Below are 14,713 nucleotides of genomic sequence, written 5' to 3'. Positions count from 1 at the left end.
TCAGATCTTGCCCCCGTGCTCCACGGTGCGGTGTCCGAGTTGTCGGCTGAACTCGGCGCAGAAGCTCTCGGAGAGCGATGGCCAGTCCCAGAAGTCGAAGGCCAGGGCGCCCACGGCGAATGCGGGATTCCACTGCCACTCGGTGACCGGGACGGAGGCGCCGCAGGCGGAGCAGGGTGCGGCCCCCTCACCGGTCTCCTCCCAGGCGGCGATGGCGTCCTCGAACGGCTGCCAGACCTCGCTGTTCGTCTCGTACTCCGTCGGGTAGTTGATGACCACCGTCTCGCTCTGGCACCGCGGGCAGAAGGCGCTCGAGGCCGAGTCGATCCCCTCACCGCCGACGTAGTGGGCCCGACCGACGATGACGGCCACCGGGCCCGGCAACCAGTCCGGGTTCGAGGAGTCGTCAACGGCTCGCGCCCAGTTGGGGCCTCGCACGTAGCCCTTGTCCACGGGGTGGCTGAACACCCGGTCGCTGGACATCTCACGCGTGATCAGGCCTTCGGAGACCATCCAGTCGACCATCCGCTCCGCGAGCCGCCCGGCGTCCTCGCCGGTGACCTCCACATCGACGATCCGCTCGAAGTAGTCGCCCATTAAATCCGCCGCCTCTCGATCAGTGATCGACACTGTGCCATCACCCTCGGACACCTGTCCTGGAATCGGAGGAAACGCCGGGAGTTCGAAACCGGTAACGGTGTGAAAAAGGCTCCTGACTCGCGGCGTTCGATCCTCTAGCGTCACCCGGACGAATCCGCCGGGTGACGTTGAGTTCATCCGGGCGAGGTGCCGTGCGCACCAGTGCCGGGAGGGTGGTCGCTGCATGACAGAGCGGGCGTTGACCAGGAAGTCGAGGCGCCGTCGAGGCGCTGGGGTGGTCGCAGTTGCGATCGCGGCGGTGATGGTGCCTGCGGTGCCGCCGGCCCAGGCGTCGGGCGTGGCGTACCCGGACGCGGAGTGGAGCGAGGCGTGGATCTCCTCCCCGTCGAGCGCGGGCGAGGCGACGCTGCACGCGGACGTCCTGCGGCCCAAGGGCTCCAAGCCCACCGACAAGACGCCGGTGATCCTCTCGATCGGGCCCTACTTCAACCACTCCGGTCAGACCGGGCCCGCCGGGGCTGTCGAAGGCACGCCGTACGACCCGATCGGGCCCAACGACGGCCCATCGGAGCGGTTCCGGGACTTCGTCGAGGGCTCCGGGCTGCTGGAGAAGGGCTACACGTTCGTCATGGTGGACCTGCGCGGCTTCGGCGGCTCCTCCGGCTGCCTGGACTGGTCGGGACCGGGCGAGAAGGCGGACGTGGTCAACGCCGTGCAGTGGGCGGCGAGCCAGCCGTGGTCGACGGGCCGGGTCGGCATGTACGGCAAGTCCTACGACGGGTTGACCGGGCTGGTCGGGGTCAACGAACGGCCTCCGGGCCTGGCCGCGGTGGTCAGCCAGGAACCGGTGTACGACGACTACCGGTACCTCTACGGCGACGGGATGCGCCGGCTGAACTCGGTCGCGACGCCCGCCCTCTACGACGGCATCGCCGCCACACCGGGCCCGATCACCGATGCTCCTCGGTACAACCTCCAGAGCCTCAGCGATCCGGTCTGCCTCGCCCAGAACTTCGCGCAGCAGGCAGGCGATGACAGGCACGACTCGGCCTTCTGGCAGGAGCGCAACCTGATCCCCGGTGCCGTGGGGTCCAACGTGCCGCTGTTCCTCACCCAGGGCCTGACCGAGAACAACACGGTCGCCGACGGGATGCAGGAGTACCTGGACAACCACCCGGGCTACGAGCGGAGCTGGCTGGGCCCGTGGGAGCACGTGCGCGGCAACGACGTCGACGAGACCGGTCGCCTGAAGATGGGGCGTCAGGGCTGGTTCGACGAGGTCATGCGCTTCTACGACCGCTTCCTCAAGGATCAGGCGCCGGCCGTCCCGGACCCGCCGCACGCGGTGCAGACCAACGACGGCGCGTGGCGCTCGGAGGCCCAGTGGCCTGCGGCGGACATGAGCGAGTTCCGGACGCCGTTGAAGGGCGGCACCTACGTCGACCACGCCCAGTCGGTCTCGACCGCGGCCAACTCCTCGTCCGGACAGCCCACCGATCCGGCCGTGACCTCGGGGGTGTGGACCGTGTCGAATCCGCTGCCGCACGACGTGCACCTCTCGGGCTCACCGGCAGCCTCGATCGACGTGACGACGTCGATGCCCAACGCCAACCTGGTGGTCGACGTCTACGACCTCGGTCCGGACGGCACGGGACCGTTGATCACGCGCCAGGGACACCTCGTGCGCGAGGCGGGTGAGTCGACCGTTCCGCTGCGCCTCTGGGGTGCCGACTGGAAGCTGCCCGCCGGTCACCGCATCGGCGTGCGCGTCACCGACAACAACCAGGACTGGTGGGCCATGGCGGCACCCAGCGGTCAGACCGTCACGGTCCGCGGCGGCTCGGTGGACCTGCCCTTCCTCGAGCACCGCCGGACGATGACCGTTCAGGGCGCACCGGGCGTGCAGCTCGCCGGCTACCTCGAGCAGCAGCGGGCCGGCGCCCCGGCCGATGCCGTGGGTGGTGCCGTCGACTTCGCCCTGCCGGGCCCGCTGGTGGATCCGCCGCCGGACTCGGTGTTCACCGGCGGCTACGTCGAGCCGGTCGGCGGGCACTGACCGCGGGACACCGCGGCGGGGCGACTCGATCTGGAGTCGCCCCGCCGCGGTCTTTGATGTCACCGACGAGAACGGTTGACCTTGGCGGAATCCGGACGGGTTCAAGAGGGAAACCGCGACGAGCGCCGGGATTCGCCGCCGCACGCGCGATCTCAGGATCGCGAACCACCGGTGCCGTCAGCTGGCTTCGGAGGTCGTTTCCCCTGCGGTGCGGCGTTCGCGCTGTTCGAGGGCGTCGATCGCCGAGCCGGTGAGGCTGCGCTCGATGTGGGCGCGCATCAGCTCTCGCGCACCGGCGCCATCGCCGGCTTCGACGAGGTCGACCAGGTCGTGGTGTTCGCGGTGGTCCCGCGTGCGAGGTTCCTCGCCGGGCGGCAGCTCCAGGCCGATGCGGCGGTAGCGATCGGACTTGTCCCAGAGGTCGTCGAGCATCCTGATCAGCACGTCGTTGCGCGAGGCCAGGTAGAGGGCCCGGTGGAACGCGCGGTGCGCGGTCAGCGCCTCCTCGCCCCAGGCGCGGGTGACGGGTAGCAGGCGCGCTGCGGCTGCGCGCAGCTTGGCGAGGTCGTCGTCGCTGCGCCGCTCAGCGGCCAGCTCGGCGGCCGTGGGGTCGAGGGAGAGGCGGACCTCGAACAGCTGGCGAGCCTCACCGGCGCTCATGCTCGCCACTCGGGCGTCGCGTTGGGAGTCGAGGTCGATCAGGCCTTCGCTGCTGAGCCTGCGGACCGCTTCGCGCAGCGGGGTGAGGCTCATGTCGAGTTCGGCGGCGAGTTCGTGCTGGGCGAGCCGGGATCCGGGCAGCAGCGTTCCGGAGAGGATGCGCTCGCGGAGCTCGACGTAGGCGACGTCGCCCTTGCTGGAGAACGCGTGCGCGCCGCCCATCTCTCGCTTCTCCTCCGCGCTGAATCAGGGGTTGTGCTGGAACTCGTCCCGACTCTAGCATCGGCGTGCAATTTATAAATTACAACGAGGAGTGGTCCGATGAAGATCACCGCAGTGCACGAGGGCACCGTCCCGATCAGCTCGTCGATCCGCAACGCCTGGATCGACTTCAGCTCGATGGACTGCTCCATCGTCGCGGTCGTGTCGGACGTGATGCGGGACGGCGAACCGGTGGTCGGCTACGGGTTCAACTCCAACGGCCGCTACAGCGCCGGGGAGATCCTGCGCCGCAGGGTCGTTCCCCGGCTGCTGGACGCCGACCCGGAGGCGCTGCTCGCCGAGGATGGTCAGCTCGATCCCACCCGCGCGTGGGACTTCATGATGAGCAACGAGAAGCCCGGCGGGCACGGCGAGCGCTCGGTGGCTGTGGGCGTGGTCGACATGGCGCTGTTCGACCTCGCCTCGAAGCTCGCCGACCAGCCCCTCCACCGCTGGCTCGCGGACCGCTACGGAGACGGTGAGCCCGATGACTCGGTGTTCGTCTACGCCGCGGGCGGCTACTACGCACCCGGAAAGACCCTGCGCGACCTGCAGGACGAGATGCGGGGGTTCCTCGACCAGGGCTACAGCGTGGTCAAGATGAAGATCGGCGGGGCGAGCCTCGCCGAAGACCTCGAACGCATCGAGGCCGTGCTGCAGGTCCTCGACGGTGACGGCTCGCGCCTGGCCGTCGACGTGAACGGCCGATTCGACCTGGCGACTGCGCTCGAATACGGCAAGGCCATCGAGCCCTACGGCCTGTTCTGGTACGAGGAGGTCGGCGACCCGCTGGACTACCAGCTCAACGCCTCCCTCTGCGAGCACTACGCGGGCCCGGTCGCGACCGGTGAGAACCTCTTCTCGCTGCAGGACGCGCGCAACCTGATCCGCTACGGGGGTCTGCGTCCGGATCGCGACTACATCCAGGTCGATCCCGCGTTGAGCTACGGGCTCACCGAGTACCTGCGGGTCCAGGAGATGCTCAAGCAGCACGGTTGGTCCTCGCGACGCTGCATCCCGCACGGAGGCCACCAGTTCTCCCTGCACATCGCCGCAGCGCTCAAGCTCGGCGGAAACGAGTCCTACCCGGGCGAGTTCCAGCCGACCGGCGGGTTCGCCGACGGTGCGGTGGTCGAGAACAGCTACGTCGGCCTGACCGAAACGCCCGGCATCGGATTCGAGCGCAAGGCCGCCTTCCACGAAGTCCTGCGCGCGCTGCACAGCTGAGCCACGGCGGGGCCGCCACCTGCGGTCCCGCTCCGCGGGCCAGGTGCTCCGGCACCGGCCTCCCGATCGGTTTCCACCCGCCCACAACGTCGTGCAAGGGAGCAACAACGATGTCGTCTACGACAGTCCCGGATCGCCCGCAGCGATCCCGTTTTCGCAAGCTGATGGGCGAACTCTGGTTCCAGGTCGTGGTCGCCGCAGTCCTGGGTGTGGCCGTCGGCCTGGCGTTCCCGTCCGTGGGAGATGACCTCAAGCCGCTCAACGACTGGTTCATCGCCCTGGTCAAGATGATCGTGGTCCCGGTGGTCTTCTGCGTGATCACCACGGGCATCGCCGCGATGGACAACCTGCGCAAGGCAGGTCGCATCGGGGCCAAGGCGATCGGCTACTTCCTGGTGCTGTCCCTGGTGTCCATGTTGATCGGTCTCGTGGTCGGCAACGTGTTCCGGCCGGGCGAGGGGATGAACGTCGACCCCGCGACCCTGGACGCGGGCAGCATCCCCGCGGAGGTCACCGAAGAGCACGCGAGTTTCACGGGGTTCGTCTCCAGCCTCATCCCCGATTCCCTGTTCGGCGCCATCACCGGAGATGCGATCCTCTCGGCGTTGGTGGTCTCGATCGTCTTCGGCGTCGCGCTGAACATGGCCGGTCCTCAGGCAGCGCCGCTGACCCGGGGGATCTCGGCCCTGTCGGGAGTGGTGTTCCGCATCGTCGGCTGGGTCATGCGGTTGGCGCCGCTCGGCACCTTCGGCGCTCTGGCCACCGTCGTGGCCACCTACGGCGCGGGCAGTCTGCAGCAGCTCGGCTACTTGATCCTGCTGTTCACGGCGACCTGCCTGGTCTACGTGATCGTCGTGCTCGGCGCGATCATGCGAGCCTGCAAGCTGAGCCTGTTCGGCCTGATGCGGTTCCTCAAGGCCGAACTGCTCGTCGCGTTGTCGACCTGCTCCAGCGAAGCTGTCCTGCCCCAGCTGGTCCGGAAGCTGGAGATGATGGGAATCGGGCGGCCGGTCGTCGGCATCGTCATCCCGTCCGGGTTCTCGTTCAACCTCGACGGGTCGGCGGTCTACTTGACGATGGCGTCGTTGTTCCTGGCCCAGGCCTTGGGCATCGACCTGTCCTGGCAGCAGCAGCTGGTCATGGTCGGCGTCATGATGCTGACCAGCAAGGGCACCGCCGGGATCGCCGGCGGCGCGTTCATCGTGCTGGCCAGCACGATCACCGCGGTCGGCCACATGCCGCTGGCCGCCCTCGCCCTCATCGTCGGCATCGATCGCATCCTCAACGAGGGCCGCGTGTTCATCAACGTCCTCGGCAACGCCGTCGCCGCGATCGTCATCGGCAAGTGGGAGAAGGACTTCGACGTCGACAGGGCCAACGCTGTCCTGCGCGCAGGACCGGCCGAACTCGAGCAGATCGAAGCCGAGCACGACGCGGCCGACAACCGCGCCGTCGCCAGCCGGCCGCAGGGCTGATGTGAACCGAACCCGGAGGTTCGCCGGCGTGTGGAACGCCGGCGAACCTCCCGTGGTCGATCTGGGGCGACGGGCGTCAAGGCCGAGGACCGCCGGGACCTCGGCGACGTCCACTCGATCCGCCGCCTGGCCGGCTGGCCGATCTCCCGTGAATCCGCACGCCTGATCTCCTCGATGGCACTGCCCCGGTGGGAATACCCCCGGGGGTAATGTAGGTTGGAGGTGTCGAAGGGAGATGGTTGTCGTGGAGATGAAGCCTGAGATGGTGGGTGATGCGCTGACTCGGCTGCGCCGGGCGCGCGGTCAGCTCAACGGCGTGATCGAGGCCATGGAGGAGGGGCGCGACTGCGCTGAGGTGCTCACCCAGCTCGCGGCGGTTTCGCGTGCTCTGGACCGCGCCGGGTTCAAGATCGTGGCCAGCGGGATGCGCTACTGCCAGCAGGCTCGCGACGACGGCGACGAACCGCCGATGACGGAGCAGGAGCTGGAGCGGCTGTTCTTGGCGCTCGCCTGAGGCTGCCCGTCTTCGCTGGATGCGGATATGTGTGACCGATGGATACCCCCGTGGGTATTGAATGCGAACGCGCTTCCGGCGTCGGTGCCGCGGGCCGACGCCGGCTACGAGATCGAGAGGGTGCATGGCGGTGACGGAGAGGAACCCGGTGAAGCAGGAGGACCGCTCGTCCGGTGGCCTGGCGGTCGAGGTGATCGAGACGTCCTCGCTGGGCGATCGCAGTTACCTGGCCACCGACGGCCAGGTGGCGGTGGTGGTCGATCCGCAGCGCGACGTCGATCGGGTGATCGCCGCGGCCGGACGGCTCGGTGTCCGCATCGCGCTGGTCGTGGAGACCCACGTGCACAACGACTACGTTTCCGGTGGTCTGGAACTGGCTCGGCTGACCGGTGCCGAGTACGGGGTTGCCGCTGCCGACGAGGTGCCGTTCGAGCGGCGCCCGCTGTCCGACGGGGACGTCGTGGAGCTGTCATCGCGCATGCGGCTGCGGGCGATGGCAACGCCAGGGCACACCTTCCACCACCTGTCCTACGCCTTGGAGGGCGAGAACGGTCCGGTGGGCGTGTTCACCGGAGGTTCGCTGCTGTTCGGCACGACCGGGCGCACCGACCTGCTGGGAGCGCAGCACAGCGAGGAGTTGGCGCGCCACCAGCACGCTTCCGCGCGCAAGCTCGCGGCGATCCTGCCCGACGGGGCGCAGATCTGGCCGACCCACGGCTTCGGCAGCTTCTGCTCGGCCACGCAGGCGTCCGGTGATGCGGCGACCTTGGGCGAGCAGAAGCGCAGCAACCCGGCCCTGGTGCTGGCCGAGGGCGATTTCGTCGAGCAGACGTTGGCCGGACTGGACGCCTACCCGGCCTACTACGCGCACATGGGTGCGCAGAACACGGCCGGTCCGGAACCGCTCGATCTGCGCGAGCCGGCGCGCGCCGAACCGGAGGAGCTGCGGCGCCGCCTCCAGCACGGTGAGTGGGTCGTGGACCTTCGCTCCCGCAAGGCCTTCGTCGTCTCGCACCTGGCGGGCACGGTCGGCCTCGGCCTGGACGGGCCGATGGCGACCTGGCTGGGCTGGATGATCGACTGGGGAGCCCCGATCACGCTCGTCGGTGAGTCCCGCGAGCAGGTCGCCGAAGCGCAGCGGGAGCTCGCCCGAATCGGCATCGACAAGTTCGCCGCGGCGGCGGTGGGCAGCCCCGAGCAGCTCGCGGCCGATCCAGGTCAACTGCGCAGCACCACGACCGCGACCTTCGCGGACCTGGCCGCGGCTCTGGACGGCAATCCCGACGGGAAGCCCGCGCCGGAGGTGGTGCTCGACGTGCGCACCAACAACGAGTTCGCGGCCTCGCACGTCACCGGCGCGGTGCACATCCCGCTCTACGAGCTCAAGGACAGGATCAGCGAGATCCCGGCAGGTGCGGTGTGGGTGCACTGCGGCAGCGGCTACCGCGCCACCGCTGCGGCTTCGCTGCTGGAGGCCCGCGATCTCGCTGTCGTGCTCGTGGACGACGCGTTCGGCGCCGCCGCCGAGGCGGGCGTTCCGATGACCGACCAGAGCTGACCCGGGCACCCGGGACAGGTGGTTTCGTTGTACCTGGCGGTGGTGTTCGGTGCCGCGATCGGGCTGGTGCTGGGTTTGCTCGGGGCGGGAGGTTCGATCCTCGCCGTGCCGGCCCTGGTCTACGGCGTCGGACAACCCCTGCAGACGGCCGTTCCGACCTCGCTGGCGGTGATCGCGCTGTCCTCGCTGGGCAGTCTGCTGCCGCGTGAGCGTCGCGCGTCGGTGCGGTGGCCGGTCGCGCTCCTCTTCGGTGCGGCCGGGGTGCCCGCCGCCTTCGGCGGTGCCGCGCTCGGCAGGCTCTTCCCGCAGCGCTGGCTGCTCCTGGCCTTCGCAGCGCTGATGATCGTCGTCGCGGTCCGGATGCTGCGCGGCGACGAGAACCACTCCGGTGCCTGCCGTGCCCGAGACGGTCGCGTGAACTGGCGTTCCTGCGTGCCGAAATCAGTGCTCGCCGGAGCGGCCGTCGGTGTGCTGACCGGACTTTTCGGCGTCGGTGGCGGCTTCATCGTCGTCCCGGTGCTGACGCTGCTGCTGGGCTTGGGCGCTCAGCAAGCGGTCGCCACGTCGCTGGTCGTCGTCCTGATCAACTCGGCGGCCGGGCTCACCGCCCACCTGGACGCGGTCGACAGCATCGATCACCGGGTGCTGCTGTTGTTCGCCACGTCGGCCCTGGTGGTCTCCCTCGTGGCGGCACGGCTGTCCACGAGGCTCAACGCCTCCGCGGTGCGCCGTGGTTTCGCCTTCGTCGTCCTCGCCGTCGCCGCGTTCGTCGCTGCGGCCGCGATCGTCAACCCCTCGGCCTTGGGCTGAGATCCGCCTGCTTCCGAAAAACGGGGGCACGAACCAGAAAGAAGTGATGATCATGTGTCGTCGTGTGGACTGCCGCACCTGCGGCAAACCGACCTACGCGGGTTGCGGCCAGCACGTGGAGCAGGTACTCGGAGGAGTGCCGAAGTCCCAGCGATGCCACTGCACGTCGAAACCGGGAGCTGCGAGCAGACTCCTCCGAAAGATGTTCCGCCTCGGCTAGCCGACCGGGCTCGGATGTTCGCGATCACGGTCGGTGGTGTGATCGGTTGGGGTCGCTGTGCTGAGCTAGTGCGGTCCCGGCGATGGAGTGGCCGATGGACGAAATCACCGGCCTCGCATCGACGTCTCGCTGGAATGCGCTGCGGGGGCTGAGAGAGCGCGACGAAGAGCCCGGTCTGGTGGCGAAGTTGCTTACCGTCACTCGCGGTACTCGCCGCGTGGGCCATCCGATAGGAAACTCGCCAGCCAGGCCGAAGCCGCCAGGAACAGCCCGCCCAGAGCCAGTGCCCGTACGAGGGAGGCGGTCGGGATGCGTTCGAGATCGTGCGGCAGGAACTTGCGCCGGGTCAGCATCGGCCCAACCCCGGAATGCCACCAGTGCCTCCACAACGCCGGCTGGCGAGCGAGCAGCGCTACCGCGGGGAACGGGTTGAACTTCGCGCGTCGGCACCTGATGCGGCCATCGTCGTCGAGCGTGAGTTGATCTGTGATTTCGAGGTGGAGGGGCCACCGGCCTAGAGTTCCGGTGAGAAGCAAGCTGATGCGCACAGTGCGTCCGTCGGCAGTCCACCGGGTCACCTGGCCCTTCAGGTCCGGGACCAGCTCGATCAGCCTCCCGTACTCCTCCGCCAGAGCGTGCCGACCCACGCGGTTTCGGAGCAAGGGCTGGACCAGCTTCACCTCGTCGGCGAGCAGATCGTCCCAGGCGTGGGGATGTGGGGTGTGCCATCCATCGGCGAACGCAGCTACAGCGGCTTTGACGGCCACGTCGTCTGCGGAGTTCTGAAGGCCCACCGCTACTCCTCTCGAACGTGGCGCCTGCCCGATCTTTTCATGCCGTCACTCTCCACGGGGCGAAGGATAACCGGAGTTGCGAGTCCCGACAGCTGCGGTGCTCAGCGGCGGCCGATGGTGCCGTGCCAGGACTCGGTGAGGACGTCGAGCATCTGCTCGCGTTCCTCGTGGCATCGCACCGCGAACTCGACGAGCGCACCACCGACGGCGACCCGCACCACCCGCGCACCCGCGCCGTGCCGGTCGAACCCGGTGAGGTCGAGGAGTACGTGCTGCGGCTCTACCCGTTCGCCGCCACGTTCCTGTCCGGGCACCGGCTGGTCGCCGAGCTATCCAACGCCGAGCCGCTGGCCGACGCGCACAACGCGCTGCTCCCGCCGGACGCCTTCCACCTGCCGGTCGGGCACCCGGTGACCCACAAGGTCTACCGGGACGCGCAGCACCCGTCCCGGCTGGTCCTGCCGTGCACGGTCTGACCGCTGGGCGATCACCGGGCCGCGGTTGCGCAGGGAGTCCTTCGGCCAGTCGGTCATGGCCTGCGCGGGAGCGGCTGCACGGCTCTGGAATCGGGTATTCTGCATGGCAGAATCGGAAGCGGAGGGTTGATGGCGACGGAGATGAAGCAGCCCCCGGTGTACGCCATCGCCAGCGTTGATCACGCGTTGCGGCTGGCGACGATCCTGCAGCTCGAAGGCGGTCTGAGCGTCGCCGACGCTGCTGCGCGCCTGGGTGTCGCGCGATCGACCGCCCACCGGTTGCTGGCGATGCTCGTCTACCGGGATTTCGCCGCGCAGGACGACAGCAAGGTCTACCGCCCTGGTCCTGTCCTGGAGCTCGCCTCGCATTCGCGGTCGACGGCCTCCCGGCTGCGGCAGGCGGCTCTGCCGCACCTGCACCGGCTCGTCGACGAGTTGGGGGAGTCGGTCAACCTGACGGTGCGCACCGGGAGCACCACCCGGTTCATCGCCTGCGCGGAGTGCCAGCAGGCGCTGCGGGTGGGCTCCCGCGAGGGGATGGTCTTCCCCGCGCACCAGACCACCGCGGGTCTGCTGCTGCTCTCCGAGCTCACCGACGACGAGCTCGACTCCACCTACGCCGGTGCGGCTCAGACCGAGTTGCCCGACCTGGACGCGCTGCGCCGGGAGTTGGCGAAGGTCCGGCGCAACGGATTCGCGCTCAACCAGGGGCGTTCGGAGCGCGGGGTCGTGGCCATCGGCGTGCCCGTCCGTTCTCCGGAGGGTGCTGCGATCGCTGGGTTGTCGGTTTCGATGCCCAGCGTGCGGTACGACCGAGGGCGGCTGCGGCCGATCGTCGCGATCCTCGCCTCGGTCGCGAGCGCGCTGGAGAAGGACCTGAACGAGCGCTGACCACGGCCTCCGGTTGCTCACGCGTGCGGAACCGGGCAATTCTTCACAGCAGAACTACCTGTTCCTCAGTCGAGGTCCGTCGCAGGGTGGAACGCGCTACCCGGTGCTCCGGGCGGAGCTCAGCGGGCGCCCCAGGCCCGCGGAGTTCGACGCGAAGAGGAGTTCAGACCAGTGCAGTTCTACCTTGACGGTTACAAGCCCGGCGACCCGTTCGTGGACGAGCCCCACCCGTCCGTCGCGGAGCGGCCTCCCGGGCTGCCGGACACCGCTGACGTGGTGATCATCGGCTGCGGTCCGGCCGGCCTGGTCCTGGCTGCCCAGCTCGCGCAGTTCCCGGAGCTCCGCACGGTGATCGTCGACCGGCGGGACGGACCGCTGGAAGTCGGCCAGGCCGACGGGGTCGCCTGCCGCACCGTGGAGATGTTCGAGGCGTTCGGCCTGGCCGACCAGCTCATCCACGAGGGCTACCAGGTCAACGAGGTGAGCTTCTGGCGGCCGGACCCCGAGGGCAGCGGCGCGATCGTGCGCGCCGGGCGCGTCGACGACGTGGAGGAGGGCATCTCGGAGATGCCGCACATGATCGTCAACCAGGCCCGGATGCTGGCCTACCTGCGCGACCACATGAGCCGCTCGGCGAGTCGAGCCGAGCCGTACTACGGGTTGCACGCCACCGACGTCCAGGTCGACACCGACGGCGAGCACCCGGTCGCGGTCACGCTGCAGCACGTCGAGAACTTCGAGCCCACAGGCGAGACCTCGACGATCCGGGCCAAGTACGTGGTGGGCTGCGACGGTTCGCGCAGCGGGACCCGGGAGGCCATCGGCCGCCGCCTGGAGGGGGACGCGACCAACAGCTCGTGGGGTGTGCTGGACGTCCTGGCCGTGACCGATTTCCCCGACATCCGGCTCAAGTCGGCCATCCACTCCGAGCAGGGCAGCATCCTGATCATCCCGCGCGAAGGCGGGTACCTGGTGCGGCTCTACATCGAGCTCGACAACGACCGCGACGCCGAGATGCTGCGCGACCGCAGCGCGACGCCGGAGAAGCTCGCCGCGGTCGCCAACCGGATCCTGCACCCCTACTCGATCGAGGTGAAGCACGTCGGCTGGTGGGCGGTCTACGAGATCGGCCAGCGCCTCTGCGACCGCTTCGACGACGCGGACGAGGCGCGTGAGCCGAGGGTGTTCATCGCCGGCGACGCCTGCCACACCCACAGCGCGAAGGCCGGGCAGGGCATGAACGTCTCGATGGCCGACGCATGGAACCTCGGGTGGAAGCTGGGCACGGTGCTGCGCGGCACGTCGCGCCCCGAACTGCTGCGCACCTACTCAGAGGAGCGGCAGGCCGTCGCCCAGCAGCTCATCGACTTCGACCGCGAGTTCGCGGGCCTGTTCAGCGCCCGCTCGGACGGCGATGAGGGTGGCGCGGATCCGGAGAAGTTCCAGCACTACTTCCGCGAGCAGGGCCGGTTCACCGCCGGGGTCGCCGTGCGCTACCAGCCTTCCCCGCTCACCGCGGCATCACCTCATCAGGGTCTGGCGGAGGGGTTCCCGCTGGGAATGCGGTTCCACTCGGCGCCGGTGATCCGCCTGGCCGACGCCAAGCCGGTGCACCTCGGGCACGCGGCCCGCGCCGACGGCGCCTGGCGCCTCTACGCGTTCGCCGACCGCGCCCACCCGGGAAGTGCCGACTCCCGGCTGCGGTATCTGGCCCGGTTCCTGGCCTCCGGAGGTTCGCCGATCGCCCGGTTCACCCCACCCGGTGCCGACCCCGACTCGGTGATCGACGTCCGGGCGGTGCTGCAGCAGGGACATCGCGACATCGCGGTCGACGACCTGCCGTCGGTCCTCCTGCCGCGCAAGGGACCGTTCGAGCTCGTCGACTACGAGAAGGTCTTCTGCCCCGACCCGGCCACCGACGTCTTCGACCTGCGCGGTCTGGACAGGGAACGCGGCGCCCTCGTGGTCGTCCGTCCTGACCAGTACGTGGCCCACGTCCTCCCGCTCGACGCCCACGAGGAACTCGTCGACTTCCTCCGCGGAGTCCTCGTCGAGGCCGCAACGTCCCCGGCCCTCTCCGGCGGGAGCTAGAGCGAGCGGCAGCGGTGGCGGGTCGGGCTGGTTCGGTGGGATCGTGGCGTCATCCCGCACCTGGGGGCGCACCGTGCATCTCGATCCCGAACTGGCCGCTGCCGTGCCCGCGTTGCCTGACCTGCACATCCACGACCTCGACGGCGCTCGAGCGCGGATGGCGGAGCTGGCCGCGAACGTTCCGCAGGAGGTGCCCGGCGAGGTCACCACGACCGACCACGAGGTTGCGGGTGCCGAGGGCGTGCCGGTGCCGGTCCGGGTCTTCCGCCCGTCCGACGCGCCCGGCCCGCTGCCCGCCGTGCTCCTGCTGCACGGGGGCGGGTTCGTGATGGGAGGCGTGGATTCCCTCACCGCGCAGGCGGTGGACCTGTGCGCGCACGTGCCCGCGGTCGTCGTCGCCGTCGACTACCGCCTGGCCCCCGAGCATCCGTACCCGGCGGCGTTGCGGGACTGCGAGGCCGCGCTCGGCTGGATCGCGTCGGAGTCCGAGCCGCTGGGCGTGGACGCCGCGCGCATCGGGGTGTACGGCATGAGCGCGGGTGGCGGGCTCGTCGCCGCCCTGACCATGCTTGTCCGGGACCGGGGCGGCCCGCCGGTGCGCTTCCAGGTGCTCGACGCCCCGGAGGTCGACGACCGCGTCGAGACGTTCTCGGCACGCACGTTCGACGCGACACCGCTGTGGAACCACGACGACGCGGTGCTGAGCTGGCGGCACTACCTGCGCGGCTGGAACGGGGACATCCCCGCGTACGCCGCCCCGGCCCGCGCGGACGACCTGTCCGGCCTGCCCGCGGCCTACGTGTCGGTGTACGAGAACGATCCGCTGCGCGACGAGGGCTTGGCCTACGCCTCCGGCCTGCTGCGCGCGGGCGTGTCCGTCGAACTGCACCTGTTCCCCGGCACTTTCCACCGCTCGACGGTGCTCACGGGTGCGGCGGTGTCCCAGCGCCAAGCCACCGAAACCCGCGACGCGCTCCGCCGCGCTCTGCACCCGGCACCATGACGGCACGTCGACCGAATGAAGCGACCGTGAAGATTTCATCGGATCGGGGGGGACTGGGAGTACCTGGCTCAGTGGAC

At 69.6% G+C, this 14,713-nt stretch carries 13 protein-coding genes; 10 read left to right on the top strand and 3 right to left on the bottom strand.

What is annotated here, in order from left to right; all coding sequences use genetic code 11:
* Positions 1-630 carry a hypothetical protein gene (locus AB0J91_RS00150; RefSeq protein WP_363862157.1) on the bottom strand — a complete coding sequence of 210 codons (630 nt, stop codon included), beginning with the start codon at positions 628-630 and terminating at the stop codon, positions 1-3.
* A gap of 244 nt (positions 631-874) precedes the next feature.
* Between AB0J91_RS00150 and AB0J91_RS00145 the strand changes: the two genes are divergently transcribed.
* Positions 875-2,656: a CocE/NonD family hydrolase gene (locus tag AB0J91_RS00145; protein ID WP_363862154.1), complete on the top strand. Its 1,782-nt coding sequence runs from the start codon at positions 875-877 to the stop codon at positions 2,654-2,656.
* A gap of 177 nt (positions 2,657-2,833) precedes the next feature.
* On the opposite strand, the gene AB0J91_RS00140 is transcribed toward AB0J91_RS00145, so the two are convergent.
* The gene (locus AB0J91_RS00140; protein WP_363787575.1) at positions 2,834-3,538 is read right to left on the bottom strand and encodes a GntR family transcriptional regulator; all 705 of its coding nucleotides are present in this window, start codon (positions 3,536-3,538) and stop codon (positions 2,834-2,836) included.
* A 99-nt stretch (positions 3,539-3,637) separates the two neighbouring features.
* On the opposite strand from AB0J91_RS00140, the gene AB0J91_RS00135 reads away from it, so the two are divergent.
* From AB0J91_RS00135 to AB0J91_RS00115, 5 genes are all read left to right on the top strand, one after another.
* Positions 3,638-4,804 carry a mandelate racemase/muconate lactonizing enzyme family protein gene (locus tag AB0J91_RS00135; protein WP_363862151.1) on the top strand — a complete coding sequence of 389 codons (1,167 nt, stop codon included), beginning with the start codon at positions 3,638-3,640 and terminating at the stop codon, positions 4,802-4,804.
* Between the two features lie 110 nt (positions 4,805-4,914).
* Positions 4,915-6,279 (top strand): cation:dicarboxylase symporter family transporter, encoded by a 1,365-nt coding sequence (locus tag AB0J91_RS00130; protein ID WP_363862148.1) that lies wholly within the window; start codon positions 4,915-4,917, stop codon positions 6,277-6,279.
* Between the two features lie 250 nt (positions 6,280-6,529).
* The gene (locus tag AB0J91_RS00125) at positions 6,530-6,793 is read left to right on the top strand and encodes a metal-sensitive transcriptional regulator (RefSeq protein ID WP_207918546.1); all 264 of its coding nucleotides are present in this window, start codon (positions 6,530-6,532) and stop codon (positions 6,791-6,793) included.
* 130 nt (positions 6,794-6,923) lie between these two features.
* Positions 6,924-8,351: an MBL fold metallo-hydrolase gene (locus tag AB0J91_RS00120; RefSeq protein ID WP_363862145.1), complete on the top strand. Its 1,428-nt coding sequence runs from the start codon at positions 6,924-6,926 to the stop codon at positions 8,349-8,351.
* A 27-nt stretch (positions 8,352-8,378) separates the two neighbouring features.
* The gene (locus AB0J91_RS00115) at positions 8,379-9,161 is read left to right on the top strand and encodes a sulfite exporter TauE/SafE family protein (protein ID WP_363862995.1); all 783 of its coding nucleotides are present in this window, start codon (positions 8,379-8,381) and stop codon (positions 9,159-9,161) included.
* 417 nt (positions 9,162-9,578) lie between these two features.
* Here AB0J91_RS00115 and AB0J91_RS00110 read toward each other — a convergent pair whose 3' ends face one another.
* Complete coding sequence (locus tag AB0J91_RS00110; protein ID WP_363862142.1) at positions 9,579-10,175, bottom strand: nuclear transport factor 2 family protein; 597 nt, start codon at positions 10,173-10,175, stop codon at positions 9,579-9,581.
* 122 nt (positions 10,176-10,297) lie between these two features.
* On the opposite strand from AB0J91_RS00110, the gene AB0J91_RS00105 reads away from it, so the two are divergent.
* The 4 genes from AB0J91_RS00105 (at position 10,298) to AB0J91_RS00090 (ending at position 14,636) form a co-directional block, all read left to right on the top strand.
* Entirely contained in the window at positions 10,298-10,651 is a 354-nt protein-coding gene (locus AB0J91_RS00105; RefSeq protein WP_363862139.1) for a CocE/NonD family hydrolase C-terminal non-catalytic domain-containing protein, read from the top strand.
* Positions 10,652-10,780: 129 nt separating this feature from the next.
* On the top strand, positions 10,781-11,542 hold the full coding sequence (locus AB0J91_RS00100) for an IclR family transcriptional regulator (RefSeq protein ID WP_363862137.1): 762 nt from the start codon (positions 10,781-10,783) through the stop codon (positions 11,540-11,542).
* A gap of 171 nt (positions 11,543-11,713) precedes the next feature.
* Entirely contained in the window at positions 11,714-13,633 is a 1,920-nt protein-coding gene (locus tag AB0J91_RS00095) for an FAD-dependent monooxygenase (RefSeq protein ID WP_363862134.1), read from the top strand.
* 43 nt (positions 13,634-13,676) lie between these two features.
* Complete coding sequence (locus tag AB0J91_RS00090) at positions 13,677-14,636, top strand: alpha/beta hydrolase (RefSeq protein WP_363862131.1); 960 nt, start codon at positions 13,677-13,679, stop codon at positions 14,634-14,636.
* The last annotated feature ends 77 nt before the right edge of the window (positions 14,637-14,713 follow it).

Origin of the sequence: Saccharopolyspora sp. NPDC049357, assembly GCF_040677225.1 — a bacterium.
Classification (GTDB): domain Bacteria; phylum Actinomycetota; class Actinomycetes; order Mycobacteriales; family Pseudonocardiaceae; genus Saccharopolyspora.
The sequence above is the reverse complement of the archived record's forward strand: the minus strand, read 5'-3'. Positions and strand labels throughout refer to the sequence as shown.

Bases quoted from the DNA above. Each gene is read 5' to 3' on its own strand.
- AB0J91_RS00140 (WP_363787575.1), bottom strand. From the start codon at position 3,538: ATGGGCGGCGCGCACGCGTTCTCCAGCAAGGGCGACGTCGCCTACGTC.
- AB0J91_RS00135 (WP_363862151.1), top strand. From the start codon at position 3,638: ATGAAGATCACCGCAGTGCACGAGGGCACCGTCCCGATCAGCTCGTCG.
- AB0J91_RS00130 (WP_363862148.1), top strand. From the start codon at position 4,915: ATGTCGTCTACGACAGTCCCGGATCGCCCGCAGCGATCCCGTTTTCGC.
- AB0J91_RS00125 (WP_207918546.1), top strand. From the start codon at position 6,530: ATGAAGCCTGAGATGGTGGGTGATGCGCTGACTCGGCTGCGCCGGGCG.
- AB0J91_RS00100 (WP_363862137.1), top strand. From the start codon at position 10,781: ATGGCGACGGAGATGAAGCAGCCCCCGGTGTACGCCATCGCCAGCGTT.